This window comes from Pontibacter rugosus (assembly GCF_042678745.1).
Classification (GTDB): Bacteria; Bacteroidota; Bacteroidia; order Cytophagales; family Hymenobacteraceae; genus Pontibacter; species Pontibacter rugosus.
On record NZ_JBHTLD010000316.1, the window covers coordinates 1 to 3,847 of the forward strand.

General features: G+C 53.7%; 1 protein-coding gene. It reads left to right on the top strand.

Features of this window, described 5'->3' with window-relative positions; all coding sequences use genetic code 11:
- Nucleotides 1-76: 76 nt before the first annotated feature.
- The gene (locus ACFQ2O_RS20520) at nucleotides 77-3,556 is read left to right on the top strand and encodes a class I SAM-dependent DNA methyltransferase (RefSeq protein ID WP_377532511.1); all 3,480 of its coding nucleotides are present in this window, start codon (nucleotides 77-79) and stop codon (nucleotides 3,554-3,556) included.
- Nucleotides 3,557-3,847: the final 291 nt, after the last annotated feature.

Below are 3,847 nucleotides of genomic sequence, written 5' to 3' on the forward strand. Positions count from 1 at the left end.
ACTATATATTCTCCTTCTTTTTTTATAAACTGCACTTATAAAATGACACCCTAGAAAACAAACATTACCTTTTAACATGAGCCAAACCTCTATCGCTGCCGTTGAACAATTCATCAGCCGCTGGAAAGCCTCTGGCGCATCCGAACGCGCTAACTACCAGCTGTTTTTGACCGAGCTGTGCGAGCTGTTGGGCGTGGAGAAGCCGCAGCCGGCTACCGACAAGGTTCACGAGGCGACCTATACCTTTGAGCGGCCGGTGGTGTTCGACGATGGCGAGGGCAAGACCAGCACCAACTTTATCGACCTCTACAAGAAAGACTGCTTTGTGCTGGAGGCCAAGCAGGGCTCAGACAAGGCAAGTATAACGGAGGCCGAGCTATTGGGTGCGGAACGGGAGAAGAAGAAAACCGGCACCGCCACCCGCGACACCCGCACCTGGGAGCGCGAGATGAAAAAGGCCAAGGAACAGGCCCTCCGCTACGCCCGCTCTTTGCCGACCACCGAGGGCTGGCCGCCCTTCCTGGCGGTGGTGGATGTGGGCTACTGCATCGACCTGTATGCTGACTTTGCGCGGCAGGGAAAGACCTATGTGCCTTTTCCGGACCCGCAGAACTATAGAATTACCCTCGATGAGCTGCACCGCGAGGAGGTGCGCGAGCGCCTGCGCCTGCTCTTTGCCGAGCCGCTGGAGCTGGATCCGAGCCGCCGTGCCGCCCGCGTAACCCGTGCGCTGGCTGAACGACTGGCGAAGCTAGCGGCCTCGTTGGAACAGGCAGGGCACACGCCGGAGCAGGTGTCTGGTTTCCTGATGCGCTGCCTCTTTACCATGTTTGCCGAAGACGTGCAGCTGCTGCCCGACAGCTCCTTTACCAAACTGCTGCAGGACTACCGCCACAACATCGCCTACTTCCCGCACGCGCTGCAGGCGCTCTGGCAAAGTATGGACAAAGGCGGTTTCGACCCGGCGCTGCGCACGGTTATCCCGCAGTTTAACGGCTACCTGTTTAAAGAACCCGAAGCGTTGCCCATTACCGAAGCCCAACTGGATTTGCTTATACTTGCCGCCGAGGCCGATTGGGCCGATGTGGAGCCTGCCATTTTCGGTACGCTGCTGGAGCGGGCTTTGCAGCCGCGCGAGCGCCACAAGCTGGGTGCCCACTACACGCCCCGCGCCTACGTGGAGCGCCTCGTAATGCCTACCGTTATCGAGCCGCTGCGCGAAGAGTGGGAAGCAGCCCGCACCGCCTCGGCCATACTTGAGGATGCCGGAAACGAAGTTGGTGCTCGAAAAGAAATAGAAGCCTTCCACCGCCGCCTGTGCTCGGTGCGCGTGCTGGACCCGGCCTGTGGAAGCGGCAATTTCCTGTACGTGACCCTGGAACACCTCAAAAGGCTGGAGGGTGAAGTAACCGAGTACCTCGACCATTTCCCGCGCCAGTTGGGCCTCGACATGACGGGCGGCTATACCGTAACGCCGGCGCAGCTGCTGGGCCTGGAGGTAAATCCGCGGGCAGCGGCCATCGCCGACGTGGTGCTCTGGATCGGGTACCTCCAATGGCACTTCCGGGCACACGGCTCGGCCACCCGCCTGAGCAACCCCATCCTGCGCGAGTATGGCAACATAAAGCAGCAGGACGCGGTGCTGAGTTACTCCGACCGCGAACCGCGCCTCGACGCCAACGGCCAGCCCGTTACCCGCTGGGACGGCCACAGCACCAAACCGCACCCGGTTACCGGACAGGAAGTGCCCGACGAAACTGCCCGCACCATCACCTACGATTACCTCGATCCCAAACCCGCCACCTGGCCCGAAGCCGATTTTATAGTGGGTAACCCGCCGTTTGTGGGGAATAAACGCATGCGCGAAGCTTTGGGAGATGGCTATACCGAAGCACTCCGCAAAGTATACAAAGGCGCTGTACCGGAGAGTGCAGACTTCGTGATGTACTGGTGGTATAAAGCTGCTGAGATTTTAGCGACTGATAAAACAGAACGATTCGGCTTCATCACGACTAATAGTATAACCCAATCTTTCAACCGTCGTGTGTTGCAGGCTTTCATGGAAGCCAAAGAACCTATTTCTATCACTTATGCTATACCTGACCACCCTTGGGTGGATAGCGGCGATGGGGCGCAGGTTCGAATTGCTATGACGGCAGCTGAGAAAGGTATTCAGGTTGGTAGACTTAACTTATCGGTTCAAGAAAAAGATACTGGGGAATTAGGTCGAGAAGTTATACTTATCGAGAAAATAGGAAAGATTCATTCAGACATAAAAGTTGGTGCTAATGTGGCAGATGTGAAAGCATTAAAAGCTACAGAAAACATGAGTTCAAGAGGCGTAATTCCTCACGGTGCTGGATTGATTGTTACACTTGAAGAAGCTGCAGAACTTGGTTTAGGAAGTATAGTTGGTATTGAAAAGCACATTAGAAACTATTGGAATGGGAAAGATTTTACCACTCGACCTCGAGGTTTAATGGTAATTGATTTGCTCGGATTAAGTATAGATGAAGTGCGTTCACAATATCCTGAGCTTTATCAGCATGTTCTTTTAAATGTTAAGCCACATCGTGATGAAAACAAAAGGGCAGCAATAAGAGATAAGTGGTGGATTTTTGCAGAGCCTCGCAAAACAATTAGAAAAGCTTTAAATGGTTTAGACAGGTACATAGCAACTCCTCAAACTGCGAAACATCGAATTTTTCAGTTTTTAGATATGGATGTACTGCCAGATGACAAACTTATTGCCATTGCTCTGGACGACGCATATTTCTTGGGTGTATTACAATCTAAAATTCATGTTGTCTATTCATTAGCAACTGGAAGTAGACTGGGAGTTGGTAACGACTCTGTTTACGATAAATCACGTTGCTTCGACACTTTCCCCTTCCCTGCCGCCACCGAAGCGCAGCAGGAGCAAATAAGAAGTATAGCCGAGGGGTTGGACGCGCACCGCAAGCAGCGGCAGGCGCAGCACCCCACGCTCACCATCACCGACATGTATAACGTGCTGGAGAAACTGCGGTCGGGCGAGGCGCTTACGCCCAAAGAGCAGAAAACCCACGAGCAGGGGCTGGTAAGTATACTCCTGCAGCTACACCAAGAGCTGGATGCCGCCGTCGCCACCGCCTATGGTTGGCCCGCCAACCTGCCCGAAGAAGAAATCCTCGAGCGCCTCGTGGCCCTGAACAAGGAACGTTCTGCCGAAGAAGCACGCGGCCACATCCGCTGGCTGCGGCCAGAGTACCAGAACCCGCAAGGCACCCAGCAAGGCGATTTAGGTATGGAAAGCAAAAAAGCAGGCAAAACCGCAGCTGTGTCCTCCAAGGAACAGCTGGCCTGGCCTAAAAACCTGTCGGAGCAGGCGCAGGCCGTGCAACGCGCCTTGCAGCTGCACGAGCGCCCGGCCACCGCGCAGGAGCTGCTGCAGCAGTTCAAGCCCGTCGCCAAAGCCCAGCAGCCCCAGCGCCTCCAGCAAATCGACAGCCTGCTGCAAACGCTTCATGGGCTGGGCTTATTGCGAAAAACAGAGCAGGAGCAGTATGTCAAATAGTTTAGAAGAGGGTTCTTTTACGTCTCCGTTGCTTATTGTCAGTAGCACACACCAAGTAATTATGTAAGCTCCGATGCAGAGGAAGAAGACGGAGTTCTGTTTAAAAAAGAAGATGAAGCTGCTGACCACCGAACTGGCCACTCAGTTTAAAGAAAGCGCCTTGCTGGATAAGCGGGATCTGGTAGAATTTGGCGGGAATTGGGCTTAGGTTGTGAACCAGATACCTCTTTGAAAATGAGTTTACAAGTATTGAAAAAATAATTTAACACAAGTTGCTAATATAACATAATG

What these genes read in the sequence shown, in the direction of transcription:
- ACFQ2O_RS20520 (WP_377532511.1), top strand. Translation starts at nt 77, where the DNA reads ATGAGCCAAACCTCTATCGCTGCCGTTGAACAATTCATCAGCCGCTGG.